We start from the raw sequence: 16,001 nt of genomic DNA on the forward strand, positions 1-16,001 counted from the left end.
GACCCCTAGCTCTTCACGGGTCCGGCGGCCGTCTCGTGCGCGTGCCCGAGCCGCAGGCCGGGCACGAGCGCGAGCAGCGCGAGCGCCGTCGCGATGAGGAAGACTGCCGGGAATCCGGCATCCGTCCCCGCCAGCGCCGTGAAGGCGAGCCCCATCGCGGCGATCGCCGTCGCCGACCCGACCGAGTCCGAGATCGAGAGCGCCGACGAGTTGAAGCCCTGGTTCTGCGGCGTCGAGTAGGCGAGCGTCAGCACCGTGAGCCTCGGGTACATGAGGCCCATCCCGGCGCCCGCGAGAGCCCAGCCGGCGACGATCGTCATTGCGTGCAGGTGCAGTCCCGCCGTCACCGCCGCGATGATCGTCGCCGACGCGAGGCCCGCCGTGCCGAGCATCGCGATGCGCGTGTTGCCGATCCGGTCGCCGAAGCGGCCCTGCATGTCGGCGGCGACGGCCCACGCGAGCGCGGCCGCCGTGAGCCCGAGGCCCGCCCAGGTCGGCGAGAAGCCGTACTCGTCGATCAGCAGGTACGGCACGTAGATCTCGGCGCCGAACAGCGAGCCCGCGATGAGTCCGCGCATGAGCACGACGCTCGGCAGGCCGCGTGCCGCGATGAGCGTGCGCCGCGGCAGCAGAGGGCGCGCCGCGAAGCCGATGACGAGGACGGATGCCGCGACCGCGACGCCCGCGTACTGGTCGAGCTGTCCCGCGAGACTCAGCGCCAGCGCGCCCGCGGCGACCGCGACGGCGCACGCGAGGCGCGGTCCGATGCGGTCCGACGACGGATGCTCCGTGTCGAGCGGCGTCCCCCGCAGGCGCGTCACGACCATGATGAACGCGACGACGGTGAGCCCTGCGACGCCCAGGAAGACCCAGCGCCAGTGCAGGTACTCCGTCACGGCGCCCGCGAGGAAGGGACCCACGAGCGAAGGCACGACCCACGCCGCCGAGAAGGCCGCGAAGACCCGCCCGTGCAGGGCTGGCGGATACACGCGCGCGACGACGACGTAGAGCGCGACGGTCTGCCCGCCTGTCCCGAGACCCTGGATGAGGCGGCCGACGACGAGCACGTCCATGGTCGGGGCGAGGCCCGCCACGACGAGGCCCGTCACGAAGAGCGCGACAGACACGGTCAGCGGCCACAGCGGCCCCGAGCGGTCGCTCCACGCGCCGACCGCGACCATGCCGATGACGCTCGTCGCGAGCGTTCCCGAGAACGCGATCGCGTAGAGCGCGGCGCCGTCGAGGTCGTCGCTCACGACGGGCATGACAGTCGTGACCGCGAGCGACTGCATCGCCGCGAGGAAGATGAGGGCGACGGCACCCACCGTCACCCAGATGCGGGTGGGATCCCAGATGGACTCCCGCGGCCCGGCCTCGGCGCTCACGATGCCGCGAGTGCGCCCACCCGCTGGATGGCCTCGCGCAGAAGGTCGGGAGAGCACGCGAAGTTGATGCGGATGTGCCCCTTGCCCTCGTCGCCGAAGAGCGGTCCGTGGTGGAAGGCGACCCGCGCCTTGCGGCGCAGCTCGGTCGCGGGGTTGTCGCCCCACCCGTAGGCTGACACATCGATCCACGCGAGGAATCCGGCATCCGGAATCCGGTACACCGCCTGTGGGAGGTGCTCGGCCAGGAGATCGGCGAGGAGACGGCGGTTGGCGTCGAGCGCCGCGAGCAGGCTGTCGAGCCATGCGTCGCTCTCGGCCGCGAAGGCGGCGTTGTGCGCGAGCGCGCCGAACAGGCCCGTGCGCCACTCGACCTCCCACGGGAGAGCCCGCAGCACCTTGGCCTGCTCGGGTCCGCCGCCGATCATGACGGCGCACTTGAGCCCTGCGAAGTTGTACGACTTGCTCGCACTCGTGACGGTGTAGCCGATGCTGCGTGCCGCGTCCGAGACGGCGAGGAACGGCGTGAACGGAACGTCGCCGTGCGCGAGGGGACCGTGGATCTCGTCCGAGATGACGACCGCGCCGAAGCGCGCGGCGAGGTCGGCGAGCGCCGCGAGGCTCTCCGCCGAGTGCACAGTTCCGGTCGGGTTGTGCGGATTGCACAGCAGCACGGCCCGCGCGCCGCCCGCGAGCGCCGCTTCGATGCCGGTCAGGTCGAGCTCCCAGCCGTGCTCGCTGCGCGCGAGCGGCACGCGCTCGACGACGGCGCCGGCCTCCTCGACGGTGTCGAAGAAGGGCGGGTAGACGGGGGTCGTGACGACGACGCGGTCACCCGGCGAGGTCACGGCGCGCAGGATCTCGACGACGCCCATCATGACGTCGCCCGTCCAGAAGACCGTCTCGGGCTCGATCGTCCAGCCCCAGCGACGTTCCGCGAAGCCCACGAAGGCCTCGCGGATGCCCGGCTCGGGCGGCGTGTAGCCCGTGTCGCCGAGCTGGACGGCGCGCGTCAGCGTACGCGTGATGGCGGGCGCGAGGGCGTAGTCCATCTCGGCGACGAAGAACGGCAGGATGTCCTCCGGGTACTTGCGCCACTTCGTGCTGGACCGCTGCCGCAGCTCGTCGAGGGGTAGGGCCTGCAGCGGGGTGACACTCACCATAGGAGCCTAACGAGCCGACGAATGCCGCGCGCGGACGTGACTCTGCATTGCAGCCCGCTCCGGCCCGCGGGCCGCGTGATCAGATCGCGAAGCCGAGGGCGCGCATCATGTCGCGCCCGTCGTCCGTGATGCGCTCGGGGCCCCACGGCGGCATCCACACCCAGTTGATGCGGAAGCGCTCCACGATGTCGTCGAGGGCCTGCGCCGTCTGCTCCTCGAGCACGTCGGTCAGCGGGCAGCCCGCCGACGTCAGCGTCATGTGGATGACCAGCGCGTCGTTCTCGTCGTCCCACGCGAGATCGTAGATGAGTCCCAGGTCGACGACGTTGATCCCCAGCTCGGGGTCCATGACGTCCTTGAGAGCCTCGGTGACCTCGTCGAACTTCTCGGGTGTGAGGGTCGCGGTCATGCTGCGATCCTATGCCTCGGCTTCGACGGCGGGCTCGAGGAAGCGGTCGTAGCCCTCGTTCTCGAGACGCTCGGCGAGCTCGGGGCCGCCCTCTTCGACGATCCGCCCCGCGACCATGACGTGCACGAAGTCGGGGTGGATGTAGCGCAGGATGCGCGTGTAGTGCGTGATGAGCAGCACGCCGAGGTCGGTCTCGCCCTTGGCGCGGTTGACGCCCTCCGAGACGATCTTGAGCGCGTCGACGTCGAGGCCCGAGTCGGTCTCGTCGAGGATGGCGATCTTCGGCTTGAGCAGCTCGAGCTGGAGGATCTCGTGGCGCTTCTTCTCGCCGCCCGAGAAGCCCTCGTTGACGTTGCGCTGCGCGAACTTGGCGTCCATGCGGAGGTGCTTCATCGCCTCCTTGACGTCCTTCGTCCACGTGCGCAGGGCCGGGGCCTCGCCGTCGATCGCCGTCTTGGCGGTGCGGAGGAAGTTCGTCACGGTGACGCCCGGGATCTCGACGGGGTACTGCATCGCGAGGAACAGGCCCGCGCGGGCGCGCTCGTCGACGGTCATCGCGAGGACGTCCTCGCCGTCGAGCGTGATCGTGCCGCTCGTCACGGTGTACTTGGGGTGACCCGCGATCGTGTACGCGAGGGTCGACTTGCCCGAGCCGTTGGGGCCCATGATGGCGTGGGTCTGACCCGTCTGGACCGTGAGGGTGACGCCGTTGAGGATCGGGGTCGTGCCCTCGTCGGTCTCGACGGTGACGTGGAGGTCTCGGATCTCGAGAACAGGCATGCGGGTTTCCTTCTCAGTTCGCTTCTTTGGTCACGGCAGGGTCGATGAGCACGTCATCGCCCTCGATCGTGACGGCGTAGACCGGGACCGGCTCGTACGCGGGGAGGTTCAGGGGCTTGCCGGTGCGCAGCGAGAAGGCCGAGCCGTGGGCCCAGCACTCGAGCGTCTCGCCGTCGACGAAGCCCTCGGCGAGCGAGATGTCGCCGTGCGTGCAGGTGTCGCCGATCGCGTGCACCTCGCCGTTCGAGTCGAGTACGACGGCCATCGGCACGCCGTCGATCTCGAAGCGCTGGGCGGCGTCCTGCTCGAGGTCGCTGAGAGCGCAGACGCGCGTCGCGGTCATGCCGCGGCTCCTTCCGCGAGCTCACGCTCGATCGCCGCGGCGAGCTCCTGCTCGAGCGCGGGCACGCCGATCTTCTGCACGATCTCGCTCAGGAAGCCGATGACGACGAGTCGTCGCGCCTCGTCCTCCGAGATGCCGCGCGCTTGCAGGTAGAACAGCTGCTCGTCGTCGAAGCGACCCGTCGCGCTCGCGTGACCGGCACCCTGGATGTCGCCCGTCTCGATCTCGAGGTTCGGCACCGAGTCGGCGCGCGCGCCGTCGGTCAGCACGAGATTGCGGTTCGCCTCGTACGAGTCCGTGCCGACGGCATCCGGACCGATCAGAACGTCGCCGATCCACACCGAGCGCGCCCCGGAGCCCTGCAGCGCACCCTTGTAGAGGACGTCGCCCTTCGTGTGCTCGCCCTTGTGGTGCAGGTAGACCTGGCTCTCGAGGTGCTGGCCGGCGTCCGAGTAGGAGAGGCCGAAGAGCTCGGCCGCGGAGCCCGTGCCGGCGAGCTCGATCGAGGGGTTGACCCGCACGACCGCGCCGCCGAAGCTCACGACGATGTGCCGGAGGTAGGCGTCCTTCTCCACGCGCGCCTGGTGCGCCGAGAGGTGGATGGCGTCATCCGCCCACTCCTGCAGCGAGATGACGGTGAGCTTCGCGCCGTCGCGCACCAGGATCTCGATGTTCTGCGCGTGGTGGGCTGTGCCCGTGTGGCGGAAGACGACGGTCGCATGCGAGTTCGCGCCTGCCTCGACGACGACGTGGGCGTGCGCGAGCCCGCCCGTGCCGACGAGGTTGACGAAGACCGGCTCGTCGAGCTCGACGTCCGCCGGGATGCGCACGAGCGGCGCCTGCGCCTCCTGCGACCAGGCGATGGCGCTCGGGAGGTCCTCGGGGCGGAAGATCTCGCCGCGCGGGGCCTCGCCCTTTGCGAGACGGAGCTGCTCGACGCCCTCGGGCGCTTGCACGTCGACCTGGATGACGCCATGCTCACCCGCGACGTTCTGGAAGAGCGGCGCGATGCGCGCGACGGGCGTGTAGCGCCAGTTGACTTCGCGGCCCGTCGGGGTGGGGAAGTCCGCGGGGTCGAACGAATGCGGGCGCTCGGACCTTGTCTGGATCGGGACGAACGCGCCTGCGCCGTCCGAGTGCGCTGTCGAACCCGGCACCACTCTGCCTTCATTTTCAGACAAAGGTGCCTGCGTTGTCGTCGTCATCTAGCCGACACTGCCTTCCATGCCCATCTCGATGAGCTTGTTGAGCTCGAGGGCGTACTCCATGGGCAGTTCACGCGCGATGGGCTCGATGAAGCCGCGGACGATCATGGCCATGGCCTCGTCCTCCGGCATTCCGCGCGACTGCAGGTAGAACAGCTGCTCTGCGCTGACCTTCGAGACCGTGGCCTCGTGGCCCAGCTGCACGTCGTCGACGCGGATGTCGATCGCCGGGTACGTGTCGGAGCGCGAGATCGTGTCGATCAGCAGCGCGTCGCAGCGGACCGTGTTCGCGGAGTGGTGGGCGTTCGCGTCGACCCTTACCTCGCCGCGGTAGCCGGCCCGGCCGCCGCCGCGTGCGATCGACTTCGAGACGATCGAGGACTGCGTGTACGGCGCCATGTGGATCATCTTTGCGCCGGCGTCCTGATGCTGACCGGGGCCCGCGAAGGCGACCGAGAGCGTCTCGCCCTTGGCGTGCTCGCCCATGAGGAAGATCGACGGGTACTTCATCGTGACCTTCGAGCCGATGTTGCCGTCGATCCACTCCATCGTCGCGCCCTCGTGCGCGATCGCGCGCTTGGTGACGAGGTTGTAGACGTTGTTCGACCAGTTCTGGATCGTCGTGTAGCGCACGCGGGCGTTCTTCTTCACGATGATCTCGACGACGGCCGAGTGCAGCGAGTCGCTCTTGTAGATCGGGGCCGTGCAGCCCTCGATGTAGTGGATGTACGAGTCCTCGTCGGCGATGATGAGCGTCCGCTCGAACTGGCCCATGTTCTCGGTGTTGATCCGGAAGTAGGCCTGCAGCGGGATCTCGACGTGCACGCCCTTCGGGACGTAGACGAACGATCCGCCCGACCAGACTGCCGTGTTGAGCGCGGCGAACTTGTTGTCGCCGGCCGGGATGACGGTGCCGAAGTACTCCTCGAAGAACTCGGGGTGCTCGCGCAGCGCCGTATCGGTGTCGAGGAAGATGACGCCCTGCGCCTCGAGATCCTCGCGGATCTGGTGGTAGACGACCTCCGACTCGTACTGAGCCGCGACGCCCGCGACGAGGCGCTGACGCTCCGCCTCGGGGATGCCGAGCCGCTCGTACGTGTTGCGGATGTCCTCCGGGAGGTCCTCCCAGGTCTGCGCCTGCTTCTCGGTCGAGCGCACGAAGTACTTGATGTTGTCGAAGTCGATGTCGCTGAGGTCTGCGCCCCACGTCGGCATCGGCTTGCGCTCGAAGAGCTGCAGGCCCTTGAGCCGGTTCTTGAGCATCCACTCGGGTTCGCTCTTGAGCGCCGAGATGTCGCGGACGACGTTCTCGCTCAGGCCGCGCCGGGCGCTGGCGCCAGCGGCGTCGGCGTCATGCCAGCCGAACTCGTACACCCCCAGACCTTCGAGCTCTGGGCGATCGATCAGCACATCCGACATCGTCACACTCTCCTCTAGGCCGAAACGGTGTCATCCGCCCCGGCATTCCTGGTCTTCCGTGGAGTTGGGAAGGGGGATGCCGCTGGTGGGCCTGCTCAAGCGGCGCCGTCCTGCGCGCCTAAACTGTCTTTGATGCGCTGCGCCGTGGGCGCACGCATGCAACCCCTCGATTCTACAGGCTCGTGCCGTCGCCCGGCGCGCCCGAGCCCCCGCCCGCCCTGTCGCGCGGGCTCGTCAGGAGGCTTTCGTCCCATGTCCGCTCTCGAGAGCGCCCCCAGCCGGCAGCGGCTCCCCCAGCGTCTGTGGGGACGACTGCCGGTGACGGTCCGGCGCAGCACCCGGGTGCTCGCGTGGCTCGTCCTGATCAGCAACATCGTCATCGTCGGCACGGGCGGACTCGTCCGACTGACGGGTTCCGGCATGGGATGCCCCAACTGGCCGTACTGCACGGGCGGCTCGCTCATCCCGACCCACGAGCTCACGTGGCACAGCCTCATCGAGTTCGGCAACCGGACCCTGACGGGCGTCCTCATCGTCATCGCGGCCCTCGCGTTCCTCTCGGTCGTCCGCTTCCGTCAGGAGCGCCCCGAGCTGTTCGCGCTGACGCTCGCGAACGGGCTCGGCATCATCCTCCAGGCGCTCGTGGGCGGCGTCATCGTGTGGCTCCATCTGCCGCCGAGCCTCGTCGGCATCCACTTCGTCATCTCGGCGGCCCTCGTCGCGAACGCCGCCGCCTACGTGTGCCGTGTCTACGGCGCGCCCGGCGCGCGCGTCCGCGCCGTCTCGCGCGGCTACGCGATCCTCGCCTATGCGACGAGCGCCGCCGTCGCCGTCACGGTGCTCGTCGGCATCCTGCTGACGGGCGCGGGTCCGCACGCGGGCGACGCCGCGGCATCCCGGAACGGACTCGATCCCGTCCTGTGGCAGCACATCCATGCATGGCCCGCATACGTGACGTTCGGGCTCACGATCCTGCTGCTGATCGGCGCGCGGCGCACTCCCCCGCAGCTGCGCCTCACGCGCTCGGTCGGGCTCCTGCTCCTCATCGAGCTGCTGCAGATCGCGGTCGGGCTCTGGCAGGCGCGCACGGGCCTGCCCTTCCTGCTCGTCAACATCCATATGGTGCTGGCGGTGTCGCTCGTGGCCGCCATGACCGCTGTCATCGTTGGCCTCAAGACCCCGGCGACCGCACCCGCGGCCGTCGCGGCACCGGACTCGGCCGCGAACTCGCACGCCTGAGCCCCGGTGCGCGCCGCCGCAGCGCGCGACTCATAGCCGATCCATGGGATCCGCAGAGGAGTCGCACGGATGCGGCGGCGAGACTGAACCGATCCCGCGCGGCCGTTCGCGCCGCCGTCCTGAAGGAGAACCCCGCATGTCCGCACGCCCCAGCCTGGTCCGCAGCATCCCATTCTGGATCCTGCTCGCCGGCTCGCTCGCGACCATCGCCGCCGGTGCATGGCTCGTCAACGACAAGCTCACGACGATGAACGCGACGCTGCTCGACGGCACCGCGACGGGTGTCGAGGTCTACGGCGGCCAGTCGCTCATCACGGTCGGCGCCGCGCTCATCGGCGCCGGCATCGTCGGCCTCGTCGCCGCGCTGTTCCTCGGCGTCCTGCGCTCGTTCGTGCCCGTCGCGCCCGTCGAGGTCGTCGAGCCCATCGACTGGACCTCCGAGACGGAGTCCGACGAGGTCGAGACCCCCGCCGCCGAGGTCGTCGAGCCCGCTGCGGCCCCCGCGTCGGACGAGGTGGCCGAGCCCGTCGCCGAGACGTCGGAGCCCGTCGCCACGCGCTGAATCCACCCCAGCAGCGGGCCCCGGCATGCGCCGGGGCCCGCTGTCGTTCCCGCCGCAACGTCACGGATCACCGCAGCATCGCACGCCAGCGTCCCGATCCCTGCGACGAAGCGGCGATCTGCGACATTGCGGCGCGGCACGGCGCGCCGTGGCGCGGCACCCGTCGGCGAAGCCAGGTGGGTTCCCGCTGCTAGTGAGCGCGGTGCAACCCTTGCGCGATCGCCTGCATCACGATCCACTGCACCGACGGCCAATCTCCGAGGACCTCGCGGTAGCCGAACCGGAACACGGTGAATCCGAGCAGTCGGAGCGCGGCATCGTGCCGGTTGTCCGCCGTCCGCTGAGCATCGACGTGGTGGCCTCCGTCGATCTGCACGACGAGCCGCTCGCCGATGAGGTGGTCGACGTGGTGGCCTGCGATCCAGATCTGCGAGCGGACGGGAACGCGCAGACGCTTCATTCGCGAGACGAAGATCGTCTCGAGCCCAGAGTCCGCGAACGGCTGAGCTTCATCCAGCAGTGCTTTTGCGGCTGCCCGCAGGTCGAGACGCTCCAGGTGGCGGCGATCGATCATGCCCTGACGGAGCGCCGACTCCCAGATCGCGAGTGCGGCGTCATGGGGCTGGCACGATGCGACGAGCGCGAGCATGTTCTCGATCGGGTCCACCAGCCCATCCGGATCCCGCGGCACGACCGGCTGTGCCCAGTGCACCCGCGTCCGAGGCTCGACGGCGACGCGGTCGCCCGGCATCGCAGCCACGTGCTCTTCGGCAGAATCGAGCACCCACAGGCCGAGGCGCTGGGCGCTGCTCACGCAGGTGGACACGACTTCCCGACGCGCGCAGGCGACCAGTTGAGCATCTGCGGCGGTGGTCGCGACCCAGTCCCGGCGGACCTGCATGAGGTCCCCCGTCGCGATCGCGAGACGGATGTAGTGCCTGGAGTGACCTTCGCGCTGGAGCGAGGACACGCGCGCGACGCCCGCCCGCCTCGCCACGGCGGAAAGCAGGTTCGCCAGGGCACGCCGGCGACGAGCATCGATCGAGGATCGCATCCCGCAATCGTGGGCGCCTGTGGCACCCTCGACCCGCCGCTCCCTCGCTCAGGGGACATACACACTCGCGGGCGCCGATGGGGAGGAATGGATGCCGCGGCCCGGGACGCTTCTTCCCGTGTTCCCGCCATAACGTCACAGACCGCCACAACGCCGGATGACGGCATCCCGGGACGAAGCGGCGATCTGCGACATTGCGGCGCGGCGCGGCACGGCGCGGCCTGGCGCGGCACCCGAAAGCGGCGCAGCAGCGGAGCGCGGGCCGCCCCGGCGTCAGAAGGGAAGCAGCGGGTCGATCGCGATCGCGACGAAGAGAAGCGTCAGGTACGTGATCGAGGCATGGAAGACACGCATGGGGCGCGGCTCGGTGCCCCGCACGGCGCGGTTGTAGAGGCGGTGCGACTCGTAGATGAACCAGCCGCCGAAGACGAGCGACGAGACGGTGTAGACGAGCCCCATGTCGGCGACGGGGATGAGCAGGAGCGAGCACGCGACAGTCGCCCACGCGTAGAGGATGACCTGCAGCCCGACCTGCGAGCCCGAGCGCGTCGAGCCGAGCATCGGCACGTCGACGTCGTCGTAGTCGTCCTTGTACTTCATCGACAGCGGCCAGTAGTGCGGCGGAGTCCAGAGGAAGACGAGGGTGAAGAGGATGAAGGGCGTCCACGCGAGCGAGCCCGTCACGGCGGTCCAGCCGATGATCACGGGGAAGCAGCCGGCGATCCCGCCCCACACGATGTTCTGCTCCGTGCGGCGCTTGAGGATCATCGTGTAGATCACGACGTAGAAGAAGATCGCGGCGGCCGAGAGCGTCGCGGCGAGCCAGTTCGTCGTGAACCACAGCCACACCGTCGAGACCACGGCGAGCGTCCACGCGAAGATGAGCGCTCCGCGCGGCGAGACCTCGCCCGTCACGAGCGGGCGCTTCTCGGTGCGGTGCATGTGCGCGTCGATGTCGCGGTCGAGGTACATGTTGAACGCCGCTGCCGAGCCCGCGCTCAGCGAGCCGCCGATGACCGTCGCGAGGACGAGCCACAGGTCGGGCAGGCCGCCGGCCGCGAGGATCATGACCGGGACCGTCGTGACGAGCAGGAGCTCGAGCACGCGCGGCTTGGTCAGTGCGACGTAGGCGCGGATCGTGCGACCGAGGGTGCGCGGAGCGGTGGCGGCGGCGGTGTGCGTCGCCTCTCGCGCCGTGGTCGAGATGTCCATCGTCCCCCGTATCGTCCGCTGTACAGCCTTCCCAAGTCTAGGCCCCCGTCGCGCGTCGCCCGACGGCGCGCGGGACGCGGCATCCGTCATCTCACGCGCCCCGTCCCTCCACCTCACAGCCGTGTGCGACGAACCGTGAACTGCCGGTCACGCGCCGGACATACCGATGCAACGCCCCTGATCGCCCGTGATGACACTCTGTCAGCGCCGAGTGTTTGTGCCAGTCACACAACGGCACACATGACCAGAGGGGCATAGCCCTTCGATATGCTGAAAACACAGGCGCGACCTCACGCGTAAATCCCTCCCGCACCCCCTTCCCGAAGGGCTGTGCGACGTCGGTCGCCGAGGCGCCGAAACCTTCCAGGATGAAAGGCGGTCCGGGTGTCGGAACTGCGTTGGGACGAGATCGACAAGCGCGCCGTGGACACGGCCCGTGTGCTGGCTGCGGATGCTGTCGAGAAGGTGGGCAACGGCCACCCCGGCACCGCGATGAGCCTGGCGCCGGCGGCGTACCTGCTGTACCAGCGGGTGCTCAACCACGACCCGGCCGACACGCACTGGGTGGGGCGTGATCGCTTCATCCTGTCGGCGGGCCACTCGTCGCTGACGCAGTACGTGCAGCTGTACCTGGGTGGGTTCGGCCTCGAGCTGGACGACCTGAAGGCGCTCCGCACGTGGGGCTCGCTCACACCGGGTCACCCCGAGTACGGTCACACGAAGGGCGTCGAGATCACGACCGGCCCGCTGGGCCAGGGCCTCGCCTCGTCGGTCGGCTTCGCGTACGCGGCCCGCTACGAGCGCGGCCTGTTCGACCCGGAGGCGGCGGCGGGCACGAGCCCGTTCGACCACTTCGTGTACGTCATCGCGGGTGACGGCGACCTGCAGGAGGGCGTCACGTCCGAGGCGTCGAGCCTCGCGGGCCACCAGCAGCTGGGCAACCTGATCGCGATCTACGACTCCAACCAGATCTCGATCGAGGACGACACCAACGTCGCGTTCACCGAAGACGTCGCGGCCCGCTACGAGTCGTACGGCTGGCACGTGCAGACGGTGGACTGGAAGAAGACCGGTCAGTACGTCGAGGACGTCGCCGAGCTGTACGCCGCGATCGAGGCCGCGAAGGGCGAGACCGACAAGCCGTCGCTCATCGTGCTGCGCACCATCATCGGCTGGCCCTCGCCCGGCAAGCAGAACACCGGCAAGATCCACGGTTCGGCGCTCGGCGCCGACGAGCTCGCCGCGACCAAGAAGGTCCTCGGCTTCGACCCCGAGCAGTCCTTCGCCGTCGCCGACGACGTGATCGCGCACACCCGCTCGCTCGCCGATCGCGCAGCCTCGGTGCGCGCCGAGTGGCAGGTGCGGTTCGACGCGTGGGCCGCGGCCAACCCCGAGCGCAAGGCGCTGTTCGACCGTCTCGAGGCGGGCGAGCTGCCCGAGGCCCTCGACACCGCGGTCCCCGCGTTCGAGGCCGGCAAGGAGGTCTCGACCCGCGCCGCGTCGGGCACCGTGATCAACGCGCTCGCCGACGTGCTGCCCGAGCTGTGGGGCGGCTCGGCCGACCTCGCCGAGTCGAACCTCACCACGATCAAGAACGGCAAGTCGTTCATCCCGTCCGAGTGGTCGACGCACGAATGGTCGGGCGACACGTACGGCCGCGTGCTGCACTTCGGCATCCGCGAGCACGCGATGGGCGCGATCGTCAACGGCATCGTGCTGCACGGCAAGACGCGCGCGTTCGGCGGCACGTTCCTGATCTTCAGCGACTACATGCGCCCCTCGGTGCGCCTGGCCGCGCTGATGCACATCCCGTCGATCTTCGTCTGGACCCACGACTCCGTCGCGCTCGGCGAGGACGGTCCCACGCACCAGCCGATCGAGCAGCTCGCGACGCTCCGCGCGATCCCGAACTTCGCCGTCGTGCGCCCCGCGGACGCGAACGAGACCGCCGCCGCGTGGGTCGAGCTCGTCCGCCGCCAGGACGGCCCCGCCGGCATCGCCCTGACCCGCCAGAACATCCCCGTGTTCGCGCGCGGCGAGGGCGAGGCATCCGGTGACGTGTTCGCCTCGACCGCCGGCGTCGCCAAGGGCGCCTACGTCCTGGCCGAGGCGCCGAACGGCACCCCCGACGTGATCCTCATTGCGACGGGCTCCGAGGTGCACCTCGCCGTCAACGCCCGCGAGACGCTGGCCGCCGAGGGCATCAACGCCCGCGTCGTGTCCGCGCCCTCGCTCGAGTGGTTCGCCGAGCAGGACGAGGCCTACCAGGAGAGCGTCCTGCCCAAGGCCGTCACCGCCCGCGTCTCGGTCGAGGCCGGCCTCGCCCTCACGTGGCGCGGCATCGTCGGCGACAAGGGACGCTCCGTCTCGATCGAGCACTTCGGCGCCTCCGCCGACTACAAGACCCTCTTCCAGAAATTCGGTGTCACGACCGAAGCCGTCGTCGAGGCGGCACGCGAAACCCTCAAGGAGAACGCAGCATGAGCACCCCCACCGAACAGCTCGCCGCCGCCGGCGTCAGCATCTGGCTCGACGACCTCTCGCGCGACCGCATCACGACGGGCAACCTGACCCAGCTCATCGCGTCGCGCACCGTGACCGGTGTCACGACCAACCCGTCGATCTTCCAGGCCGCCATCGGCGGCGGCGCGGCCGCGTACGCTGCGCAGATCGCCGAGCTCGCAGCGAAGGGCGCGTCGGCCGACGACGCGATCTTCGCCGCGACCACCGACGACGTCCGTGACGCCGCCGACATCTTCCGTCCCGTCTACGAGGCGAGCAACGGTGTCGACGGTCGCGTGTCGATCGAGGTCTCCCCCGACCTCGCGCACGACACCGACGCGACGATCGCTCAGGCCAAGGAGCTGTCGGCGAGCGTCGACCGCCCCAACGTCCTCATCAAGATCCCCGCGACCAAGGCAGGCCTGCCCGCCATCACGGCGACGCTCGCCGAGGGCATCTCCGTCAACGTCACGCTGATCTTCAGCCTCGAGCGCTACGCCGAGGTCATCGAGGCCTACCTCGCCGGCATCGAGCAGGCGCAGGCGAACGGCCACGACATCTCGAAGATCCACTCCGTCGCGTCGTTCTTCGTCTCGCGCGTGGACACCGAGGTCGACAAGCGCCTCGGCGCGATCGGCACTGACGCCGCGCTCGCCCTCAAGTCGAAGGCGGGCGTCGCGAACGCGCGCCTCGCCTACGAGCTCTTCGAGAAGGAGTTCGCGACCGACCGTGCGAAGGCGCTGACGGATGCCGGCGCCAACGTGCAGCGTCCGCTCTGGGCCTCGACCGGCGTCAAGGACCCGTCGCTCCCCGACACGCTCTACGTCACCGAGCTCGTCGCACCCGGCACCGTCAACACGATGCCCGAGAAGACGCTCGAGGCGACCTTCGACCACGGCGTCGTCACGGGTGACACGATCACGGGCAACTACGCCGATGCGCACGGTGTGTTCGACGACCTCGCCGCCGCGGGCGTCGACTTCGCCGACGTCACGCAGGTGCTCGAGGACGAGGGCGTCGAGAAGTTCATCGCTTCGTGGCACGACCTCCAGAGCACCGTCACCGCTGCTCTCGAGGCTGCGCCGGAGGCAGCCCGGTGAGTTTCGAGATCCACCTCTCGGGCCACGTCAAGTCGGTCGTCGACCAGACGCTGCCCGGGCTCGTCGCCGATCTCGTCGCATCGGGCGTCACCGCGAGTGACGCGACGCTGTGGGGAGACGGTGCCGAGGCCGAGGCGTCTCAGCGCCTCGGCTGGGTGGATGCCGTGAGCGTCTCACGGCCCCTCGTCGCCGAGATCGTCGCACTGCGTGCGGAGCTGAACGCCCAGGGCGTCACACGCGTCGTGCTGGCCGGCATGGGCGGCTCGTCGCTCGCACCCGAGGTCATCGCGCAGACGGCCGGTGTGCCGCTCGTGATCCTCGACTCGACGGCGCCGGGCCAGGTGCTCGCCGCGATCGACGGCGACAGCGAGTCCGGCGGGCTCGCCGAGACCGTTCTCGTCGTCTCGTCCAAGTCGGGATCGACCGTCGAGACCGACTCCGCGAAGCGCGCGTTCGAGGCCGCCTGGCGAGACCTCGGCATCGATCCCTCGGGACGCATCGTCGTCGTGACCGACCCGGGCTCGCCCCTCGACGCGGCCGCTCGCGCCGATGGCTACCGCGTGTTCAACGCGGACCCGACGGTCGGCGGGCGCTATTCGGCCCTCACGGCCTTCGGCCTCGTGCCGACGGGCCTCGCGGGCGCCGACATCTCCGAGCTGCTCGACGAGGCCGAGGCCTCGCTCCTCGAGGTCGCGATCGACAGCCCCGACAACCCCGCGCTCGTGCTCGCCGCCGCCATCGCGGGCGGCAGCCCGCGCCGCGACAAGCTCGGCCTCGTGACCGACGGAACCCACATCGTGGGCCTTCCCGACTGGATCGAGCAGCTCGTCGCGGAGTCCACGGGCAAGGAGGGCACCGGCATCCTGCCCGTCGTCCTGCTTCCCGTCTCGCCCGAGGTCGAGAGCGCCCCCGCCGACCTGCAGGTGGTCCGGTTCGTCGACGAGGCGAACCAGTTCCACTTCCGCGAGCGCCACGAGGGCGAGATCCTCGTCAGCGGCTCGCTCGGCGGGCAGTTCATCGTGTGGGAGTACGCGACGGCGATCGCGGGACGGATGCTGGGCATCAACCCGTTCGATCAGCCCGACGTCGAGTCGGCCAAGACGGCGACCCGCGGCCTGCTCGACGCCCGCCCCGTGCCCGCGGCCCCCGCCTTCACGGCGGAGGGTGTCGAGGTGCGGGTGTCCGACCCCGAGCTCGCGGCATCCGGAACCGTCGCCGGCGTCCTCGACGCGCTCTGGGCGCGACTGCCCGAAGACGGCTACGTCGCGATCCAGGCGTACGTCGACCGGCTCTCGCTCCCCCAGCTCGAGGGACTGCGCGAACTCGTCGCCGCCGACTCGGGGCGCCCCGCGACCTTCGGGTGGGGCCCTCGCTTCCTTCACTCGACCGGCCAGTACCACAAGGGCGGTCCTGCGAACGGCGTGTTCCTCCAGATCCTGGAGCGCACCGACATCGACCTCGAGATCCCGGGGCGTCCGTTCACCTTCGGCCAGCTGATCGAGGCCCAGGCGGCCGGTGACGCGTCCGTCCTCGCCGACGGGCACGGCCGTCCCGTCGTGACCCTCACCCTCACCGACCCGCAGATCGAAGTGCTCGCGCTCTTCGAAGCCGCCCAGTAGGAGCATCCACTC

14 protein-coding genes are annotated in these 16,001 nt (G+C 69.9%); 5 read left to right on the plus strand and 9 right to left on the minus strand.

Going from position 1 to position 16,001, the window contains the following annotated elements; genetic code table 11:
* Nucleotides 1-5: 5 nt before the first annotated feature.
* The 7 genes from MJ607_RS08520 to sufB form a co-directional block, all read right to left on the minus strand.
* Nucleotides 6-1,385, minus strand: a complete 1,380-nt coding sequence (locus MJ607_RS08520) for an MFS transporter (protein ID WP_243075130.1) — start codon at nucleotides 1,383-1,385, stop codon at nucleotides 6-8.
* On the minus strand, nucleotides 1,382-2,545 hold the full coding sequence (locus MJ607_RS08525; RefSeq protein ID WP_279234432.1) for an aminotransferase class I/II-fold pyridoxal phosphate-dependent enzyme: 1,164 nt from the start codon (nucleotides 2,543-2,545) through the stop codon (nucleotides 1,382-1,384). The genes MJ607_RS08520 and MJ607_RS08525 overlap by 4 nt, the downstream gene beginning before the upstream one ends.
* Before the next feature lie 79 nt (nucleotides 2,546-2,624).
* On the minus strand, nucleotides 2,625-2,954 hold the full coding sequence (locus MJ607_RS08530; protein ID WP_243075132.1) for a metal-sulfur cluster assembly factor: 330 nt from the start codon (nucleotides 2,952-2,954) through the stop codon (nucleotides 2,625-2,627).
* A gap of 9 nt (nucleotides 2,955-2,963) precedes the next feature.
* Nucleotides 2,964-3,734, minus strand: a complete 771-nt coding sequence (gene sufC, locus MJ607_RS08535; RefSeq protein WP_243075133.1) for a Fe-S cluster assembly ATPase SufC — start codon at nucleotides 3,732-3,734, stop codon at nucleotides 2,964-2,966.
* A gap of 13 nt (nucleotides 3,735-3,747) precedes the next feature.
* On the minus strand, nucleotides 3,748-4,077 hold the full coding sequence (locus tag MJ607_RS08540) for a non-heme iron oxygenase ferredoxin subunit (protein WP_243075134.1): 330 nt from the start codon (nucleotides 4,075-4,077) through the stop codon (nucleotides 3,748-3,750).
* Nucleotides 4,074-5,282 carry a Fe-S cluster assembly protein SufD gene (sufD, locus tag MJ607_RS08545; protein ID WP_243075135.1) on the minus strand — a complete coding sequence of 403 codons (1,209 nt, stop codon included), beginning with the start codon at nucleotides 5,280-5,282 and terminating at the stop codon, nucleotides 4,074-4,076. Before sufD ends, MJ607_RS08540 begins: the two co-directional genes overlap by 4 nt.
* Nucleotides 5,283-6,701, minus strand: a complete 1,419-nt coding sequence (gene sufB / locus MJ607_RS08550; RefSeq protein WP_243075136.1) for a Fe-S cluster assembly protein SufB — start codon at nucleotides 6,699-6,701, stop codon at nucleotides 5,283-5,285.
* Nucleotides 6,702-6,953: 252 nt separating this feature from the next.
* Here sufB and MJ607_RS08555 point away from each other — a divergent pair, with 252 nt between their 5' ends.
* Together MJ607_RS08555 and MJ607_RS08560 are read left to right on the plus strand one after the other, a co-directional pair.
* Nucleotides 6,954-7,940, plus strand: a complete 987-nt coding sequence (locus MJ607_RS08555) for a heme A synthase (protein ID WP_243075137.1) — start codon at nucleotides 6,954-6,956, stop codon at nucleotides 7,938-7,940.
* A 136-nt stretch (nucleotides 7,941-8,076) separates the two neighbouring features.
* Nucleotides 8,077-8,502: a hypothetical protein gene (locus tag MJ607_RS08560; RefSeq protein ID WP_243075138.1), complete on the plus strand. Its 426-nt coding sequence runs from the start codon at nucleotides 8,077-8,079 to the stop codon at nucleotides 8,500-8,502.
* A 190-nt stretch (nucleotides 8,503-8,692) separates the two neighbouring features.
* Here the strand turns inward: MJ607_RS08560 and MJ607_RS08565 are convergent, their stop codons facing one another.
* A complete protein-coding gene (locus tag MJ607_RS08565; protein ID WP_243075139.1) occupies nucleotides 8,693-9,316 on the minus strand; it encodes an endonuclease domain-containing protein in 624 nt (207 codons plus the stop codon).
* 513 nt (nucleotides 9,317-9,829) lie between these two features.
* Entirely contained in the window at nucleotides 9,830-10,768 is a 939-nt protein-coding gene (locus MJ607_RS08570) for a heme o synthase (RefSeq protein WP_243075140.1), read from the minus strand.
* Nucleotides 10,769-11,152: 384 nt separating this feature from the next.
* Between MJ607_RS08570 and tkt the strand changes: the two genes are divergently transcribed.
* The 3 genes from tkt to MJ607_RS08585 are packed head-to-tail and all read left to right on the plus strand — an operon-like array spanning nucleotide 11,153 to nucleotide 15,989.
* Nucleotides 11,153-13,252 (plus strand): transketolase, encoded by a 2,100-nt coding sequence (gene tkt / locus MJ607_RS08575; RefSeq protein ID WP_243075141.1) that lies wholly within the window; start codon nucleotides 11,153-11,155, stop codon nucleotides 13,250-13,252.
* Entirely contained in the window at nucleotides 13,249-14,370 is a 1,122-nt protein-coding gene (gene tal, locus MJ607_RS08580) for a transaldolase (protein WP_243075142.1), read from the plus strand. The genes tkt and tal overlap by 4 nt, the downstream gene beginning before the upstream one ends.
* Entirely contained in the window at nucleotides 14,367-15,989 is a 1,623-nt protein-coding gene (locus MJ607_RS08585; RefSeq protein WP_243075143.1) for a glucose-6-phosphate isomerase, read from the plus strand. Before tal ends, MJ607_RS08585 begins: the two co-directional genes overlap by 4 nt.
* The last annotated feature ends 12 nt before the right edge of the window (nucleotides 15,990-16,001 follow it).

Source organism: Microbacterium sp. SS28 (genome assembly GCF_022761035.1).
In the GTDB taxonomy this organism is placed as follows: Bacteria; Actinomycetota; Actinomycetes; order Actinomycetales; family Microbacteriaceae; genus Microbacterium.